Raw genomic sequence first — 5,938 nt, 5'->3', positions numbered from 1 at the left:
CGTTTTGAATGGAGCAACGGTCATAGAAACAATGGATTTGATATATATAGCCTATAGGAGGCTCATTAGGATTTGGATTAGAGGCGTTAAATAGGGCTTTAGTGCTGTTACCACTTGCGGTTTCGATAGGTTGATTGGATTGAGTATCGGGGGCGGGAGTGGAGGAATCAGCGGGTTCATCAGAATTGAAACTTTTTACAAAGAAATAAAAGTATATAGATAGAGTGATAAACAAAAATAACGATACATAAAGAAATTTACGGACAAAAGATTTTTGAGAGGCGTTTTGCCCCGAATGGTAGAGATTAAAAACCTCTTTCATATACGGAACGTGAAATTTTTGCATAACGTCTTTTTGATACATCTTGTAAGAGCCATAAAGCATATATCTAAATTTATTTTTGAATAGGCGCTTGGAGCTATCTACGGCTTTTACAAAATGCTCGGCTATACGTTTATACTCATTACTTATAAGCGATAAATCCTGTGTAATAAGCATAATATCCTGGTATAAATGGCGATGATAAGTAAGCCACCAAACTAAAATGTTATCCTCTTTGGCTTTTAAGAAATTATGAGCTTCATCGAGGATTATTAAGACATTGTGTAAATTTAACTCTTTGGCTTTTTCGTTTAGAACGTCATCGCCCACCTTATCCATATAAAGCAGATATAAAACTTCGAGATCGGAGTAAAATTTTTCGTAGTCAAATTTTATAAATTTAGCGTCCAAATCGAACTTAAAGCCGTTGATATTGGTATAGCAATATAAATACTCTTTTTGCTTCTCAGGCTTAATGACCTTTGATAGGAAAGTATCCTTTGGCTTGAAAATAAAAAGCTGATGAATTTTAAAGACTGCGTAATATGTTTTACCGCTACCAGGGTTACCGACGATGTAAGTTATCATTTCTAATCAATCCTTGAGATAAAGAGATAATTAAGCAACCTAGCAAATAGGGATAAAAATCTCATAACAACCTTTCCGCCCAAAGCTACGATCAGAGTAAAAAATATGGGTTTGAATAAAGTATAAGCATCTCTGAAAGCATCAAAAAAGCCGATAGACTTAAGCACGTTAAAGAAAAGGGTTATAAGCTCATCGGTATTACCCACATAGGAATTTATATAATCTATTAAAGCATTGACCCTAGATAATATGAAAGCAACAGCGTCCATTAAATCTACGAAAAAAGGAACGGCAAATTTAGCAAAAAACATAACCATACCAAGCATAAGCCCAAATCTGATTATAGCACCACCCCATTTAGCTAAAAAAGAACCTAAAAAACTTACAATCCTGCCCATTATAATAACCTCGCAACAGCTTTATAAGTGAATAATGAGAAAAGAAATAAAAACAAAGCATAAAAAATAAAATAAAGGAAGGGGCGAGCATCCTTTAAAAAAGCACATATATCAATAGTAATTTTTTTGCTAAATCTTTCATCCATAATAAAATCACGAGTATAAGGACAACTATTAACAGAACCATGAACTTTAAAATCGCTCAATTGACCTTTTTTAAGTCTATTATAAGCACCAACGATTTGATCTTTGGCATCCTCAAAAATTTTCATAAATTTATTAGTGCCACCCTCAACAGTTTCATTAAGTTCATTTAATTTACTAAAATCAAATTTACCATTATCATCATCGCCCGGTTTCGTGCCATTATTATTATCGGGATTACCCGGTTTTGCCCCATTATTATTGCCCGGATTACTAGGCTTACCGCCACCGCCACCTGGTTTTGTGCCATTATTATTATCGGGGTTACCCGGTTTTGTGCCATTATTATTGCCTGGGTCATCAGGTTTAGGATTATCGCCACCCGGTTTTGTGCCATTATTATTACCCGGGTCGTCCGGTTTGGGATTTGGACCAGGCTTAGCATTAGGAGCATAAGTATCATCGGCAAAACAAAAGCCATTAGCATTTGGGTAAGTGTCATCAATATCATAGCTAACACTAAATTCCGTACCATCGCCATTAGGTCTAGCTTCGGGATCATCTTTAGTTGTAGTGCAAGTATACCAACAAACCCCAGAACCATCACCGCCAATAAACGAGGAAGAAAAATGACCACTAAAACCAAGCTTTCCTGCACGCTTACACATACAATTCAAGCGATCAGATCGATTAGTAATATCCTCACATTTATTCACGCATAAACCTGTAGTAGAGTCAAAATACTCACCGACTTTGGTATTACATTGAACGCAAATCTTTTGAATAGAATCAGGCTTTTTAGCCCACGAATAGGTTTCGTGTTTAAAGGATACACTACCCTCATAAGTTTCAGAACCTAAAAATTTATAAATAGTGGCAGGATCATCGAAATAACCATTAGGAGATTTAGAAGCTGGATCCGATTGGGCATAAAAGGAGTCTTTTTTAAACGATTCATTAAAATTAGGCTGTGCATAAGCATTATTTTCAATCTGAGTATATTGGCAATGCTCGACTATACCATCAACTACACCATTATAAAGCCACATATCACCAGCGGTAGAAATTTTAAAACGATAATCGTAAGAACTAGACGAAAGGGGAATTCGGACAGCAAAAGAAAAAGTAACCAAGGATATTAAAATAAGGGGGATGAATTTAAACTTATTAAGCATAACCCCACCTTATAAAAACTTCCTAGAAAAAAGTATAAGCCCAGCGCATATAGGCAAACATATAAGCAAAAACCACACTATGATTGAGAAAAAATAATCAAACGACAAAACGCCAGTTACAGTAAAAACGCCTATTTGCATAACCCTTCCTTTCTACGCTTCGCGACACACGCCTTGGAGGCGTGGGATTAACGCATTGCGCCACTACTTTTTATTTAGCGAGCTAAATAAAAAGAGGCGCGCGTTAATCTTTAAATTTGAGAAAACTTTAAACGTAAATTAAAGCTTACTCAAAACTAAAAAAACGAATAGACCGAGTAAAAAAGCGCATAAAATACCACTCAAGCCCATTAAAAAATTGTATTGCTCCAAAGATATATCAAGCTTATACATACTTAGTCCATATTCTTAAAAATATCCAAAGCAACGGTTACCTGCTTAATAGCAGCAAAAAAGACAATAACGACAGCCACAAAACTATTAACAAAAATCGTAAGCTTAGTTAAATCGATAAAGTCGTACATAATAAAACCTTGAAATTTATCCCTCCACCAAAAGGTAGAGGGAAAGAGCTTAACGCAAAAGACCAAGACCTTTTTTAACGCCAAAAATGACGCCTAAAAGGACCAAAACCGCACCAGCAACGCCCATAAACGTAGCTTTATCTAGGTCACCAGTGACGGCACCTGTAGCGGGGTCAATAGCGATGCCAGCAGCAGAAGCGCTCATCGCACTAAAACCGACACAAACAGCTGAACAAAGCTTAGCCTTTGCAGAACAAAGTTTTTCTTTTAGAAAAGACAACTTTTTCATAGCAACACCTTTCTTTAAAATTTAAGTCATGCGCAGACTTTATCAAGCCGACCACACGGATCGGCTTTGTAAAGCTTGTTATTTCTTAGGAGAAACGTTATTTAGGAAATTTATCCAGTAAGCATCATCTTCATCAGTAGTAAGCGTATATGCACCATTATTAAAAGACGGAAGCCCGGCGTTAAATTTCAGAATGCCCTTGTTTTTGAAAAACTGATTAAATTTCGTAGTAAGAACCCCAGCTGTTAGATCATCTTTGCATAGAATTCTAACTATGAGTTCTTGTTCCTTGAGATCGACGCAATTCGTTACAGAATTTTCTTCCTCGTATCGATTGCGAGCGGTAATTTTCACGGAGCTTGAGTAAGCCCGTCCGTTCATCTCGCCTTTAGCACCACTTTTTGCGATAGCACTTGCAATTTCGTAAGAAACCTTGAAATCTTGTAGAATGTAGTCCATAACTCTTCCTTTATATTTGATTAAGCCTAACTCGATTAAACCTTGAAGGGCGGAAGGAAGAGTTATTTTCACAAACCGCCCCGAGTAGTTTTACCACTTGCTCGGGTGGAACTCCCGCCTAACTTCGGCCCTAGACATCTTTACTCTGTCGCGGCATAGTGCGAGAATTAAGTGTAGAATTTGCTTACTTTAGTTAAAATCAATGTGTCAAAAAGATCAACAATAAGGAAGCAAAAAAACACATTTCGTCTAATAATTAAACAAAACGAACATTGTGATATTACACAAAGAATTCTTAATTTATGTTTAATAATTAAACGAAATCTACTAAAATATTAAAAAGATGTCAAAATGAACAGACAAGAACTAGCAGAATTATTAAACATAAGCAGAGGAACGCTTAATAACTGGGAAAAAGAAAAACCCGAGCTAATAAGGCTCATAAATCAAGGCTTAGCGCTTGATGAACAAATCAAAGAAACGGAAATTTATCTTAAAAAATTAGAAGCCATTAAAAAAAAAGCAGGCTCTGAAAAAATCAACACAATGAAAGAAAAACAATGAAAAAACTACTATTAATAGTAATACTAGCGAATTTTATGAATGCAAACCAAGAATTTGACTACGAATACAATTTATTTAAAAAATGGTATCAAGGTCAAAGTGGGCAACAGGTAGCAGAATATGTTTACGAACAAGTTGATAAAAGAAAGATATTTAATCATATGGAATTAGAAAAAGAATATAGATATAATTATGAGCAAAAAAATAATGTTTTCTACCTAAAATTGAAAGTTGGAGATAGCAATAATATAAGCATAAGTAAATTTAAAAACGAAGTAGAAAGAATAATTTGCCAAGAACCATTTTTATCGGCCGCACTTTATACAAAAGCCAGGCTAGAATTTAGTGTATGGAATCCGCAAAGTGATTTTTATCATTATAAATTCGGATATAGCGAAAATTCGCAACCAAATTGCATAGATCACAGAAATAGGATAAAAGAAGTTTATAGATATTTTTCAGACAACATAAAGCCTGCTCTAAACAACGCAGGAACTTACAAAAAAGGCGAAACTATCGAACGAAAAAAAACAAACAAAAATAGTATCCAAATCGAAATGCACTAAAAATCACTAAAATTTCAAACTCGCAGCCTTAATATTTAAGCAGAAACGCTTAAATTCATATCAAAGGCACGAAGTATTTTAGAGATCGTCTCAAATCTAGGCTTAGAATTAGGCTTAAAAATTTTATAAAAGCTCTCTCTATTAAGATTAGCTTTTTTAGCTATTTTTTCAACGCCATAGCTTTTTGAAATATACAAAAGAGCTCTTTTAAGCTCCTCTAAATCGCCGTCAGCTAAAACTTGATTCAAATATTCTTTTCTTACATCGTCATTATCTAAAAAGTCAGACAATTCAAAAGTTTTTAGTTCCATCATAACTCCTTTAAAATTTCCTTAGCTTTTTCTATATCGCGTGCTTGAGTGGATTTATCGCCACCACAAAGCAAAATAATCAACGTATCGCCTTTGAAAGTAAAATAAATTCTAATGCCGCCTGAAACGAAAATTCTAAGCTCATATATATCAGTAGCATTAGTTACGGATTTATAATCGCCAAAATAGTTCTCATTTTTTATTTTGTCGATACGACGCAGAATAGAAGCTTTGGCTTTGTAATCCGATAAATTCTTATACCATTTTTCAAAGTATGGAGTATATTTTACTTGCATAAAGCTATTATATATTTTTGTAGCTTAATGGCTACTTAGGTGCACGAATTCCTCATAACCCGAAGGTCGGTGGTTCAAATCCACCCTCTGCAACCAAATTATCATTAAATTTCTACCGCAGCATCGTGACTTTAAATTTTACTTTTGCCTTTATTTAAAAATCAAAAATGTACGTCTGTAATTCCAATTTAAGAATTTTATCTACAAAGTTTATTCTTAGCTAATAGTCTAAAATTAATAAAATCATCAAGTATTAGGCAGATACATCAAACTCCTTAAATCATAAAATTTTGCCGTCTCGT

The 5,938-nt window shown here is 34.6% G+C and carries 10 protein-coding genes; 2 read left to right on the top strand and 8 right to left on the bottom strand.

Annotated features, from left to right (window positions below; translation table 11 throughout):
* The 6 genes from Q0413_RS03375 to Q0413_RS03350 form a co-directional block, all read right to left on the bottom strand.
* A partial coding sequence (locus tag Q0413_RS03375; protein ID WP_298987310.1) for a zonular occludens toxin domain-containing protein occupies positions 1-910 on the bottom strand: 910 nt, incomplete at its 3' end.
* Between the two features lie 2 nt (positions 911-912).
* Positions 913-1,308, bottom strand: a complete 396-nt coding sequence (locus Q0413_RS03370; RefSeq protein ID WP_298987308.1) for a hypothetical protein — start codon at positions 1,306-1,308, stop codon at positions 913-915.
* Positions 1,308-2,627 (bottom strand): hypothetical protein, encoded by a 1,320-nt coding sequence (locus Q0413_RS03365; RefSeq protein WP_298987306.1) that lies wholly within the window; start codon positions 2,625-2,627, stop codon positions 1,308-1,310. Before Q0413_RS03365 ends, Q0413_RS03370 begins: the two co-directional genes overlap by 1 nt.
* Before the next feature lie 395 nt (positions 2,628-3,022).
* The gene (locus Q0413_RS03360; protein WP_298987304.1) at positions 3,023-3,151 is read right to left on the bottom strand and encodes a hypothetical protein; all 129 of its coding nucleotides are present in this window, start codon (positions 3,149-3,151) and stop codon (positions 3,023-3,025) included.
* A gap of 49 nt (positions 3,152-3,200) precedes the next feature.
* Positions 3,201-3,440: a hypothetical protein gene (locus tag Q0413_RS03355; RefSeq protein WP_298987302.1), complete on the bottom strand. Its 240-nt coding sequence runs from the start codon at positions 3,438-3,440 to the stop codon at positions 3,201-3,203.
* Positions 3,441-3,518: 78 nt separating this feature from the next.
* Entirely contained in the window at positions 3,519-3,899 is a 381-nt protein-coding gene (locus Q0413_RS03350; protein ID WP_298987300.1) for a hypothetical protein, read from the bottom strand.
* Positions 3,900-4,250: 351 nt separating this feature from the next.
* Here Q0413_RS03350 and Q0413_RS03345 point away from each other — a divergent pair, with 351 nt between their 5' ends.
* Both Q0413_RS03345 and Q0413_RS03340 read left to right on the top strand, forming a co-directional pair.
* Positions 4,251-4,463: a hypothetical protein gene (locus Q0413_RS03345; RefSeq protein WP_298987298.1), complete on the top strand. Its 213-nt coding sequence runs from the start codon at positions 4,251-4,253 to the stop codon at positions 4,461-4,463.
* The gene (locus tag Q0413_RS03340) at positions 4,460-5,029 is read left to right on the top strand and encodes a hypothetical protein (RefSeq protein ID WP_298987296.1); all 570 of its coding nucleotides are present in this window, start codon (positions 4,460-4,462) and stop codon (positions 5,027-5,029) included. The genes Q0413_RS03345 and Q0413_RS03340 overlap by 4 nt, the downstream gene beginning before the upstream one ends.
* Positions 5,030-5,064: 35 nt before the next feature.
* On the opposite strand, the gene Q0413_RS03335 is transcribed toward Q0413_RS03340, so the two are convergent.
* Both Q0413_RS03335 and Q0413_RS03330 read right to left on the bottom strand, forming a co-directional pair.
* Complete coding sequence (locus Q0413_RS03335) at positions 5,065-5,340, bottom strand: addiction module antidote protein (RefSeq protein ID WP_298082946.1); 276 nt, start codon at positions 5,338-5,340, stop codon at positions 5,065-5,067.
* Positions 5,340-5,636: a type II toxin-antitoxin system RelE/ParE family toxin gene (locus tag Q0413_RS03330; protein ID WP_298987294.1), complete on the bottom strand. Its 297-nt coding sequence runs from the start codon at positions 5,634-5,636 to the stop codon at positions 5,340-5,342. The genes Q0413_RS03335 and Q0413_RS03330 overlap by 1 nt, the downstream gene beginning before the upstream one ends.
* Between the last annotated feature and the right edge of the window lie 302 nt (positions 5,637-5,938).

This window comes from uncultured Campylobacter sp. (genome assembly GCF_938045465.1).
In the GTDB taxonomy this organism is placed as follows: domain Bacteria; phylum Campylobacterota; class Campylobacteria; order Campylobacterales; family Campylobacteraceae; genus Campylobacter_B.
This window is presented reverse-complemented; position numbering and strand designations above follow the sequence as displayed.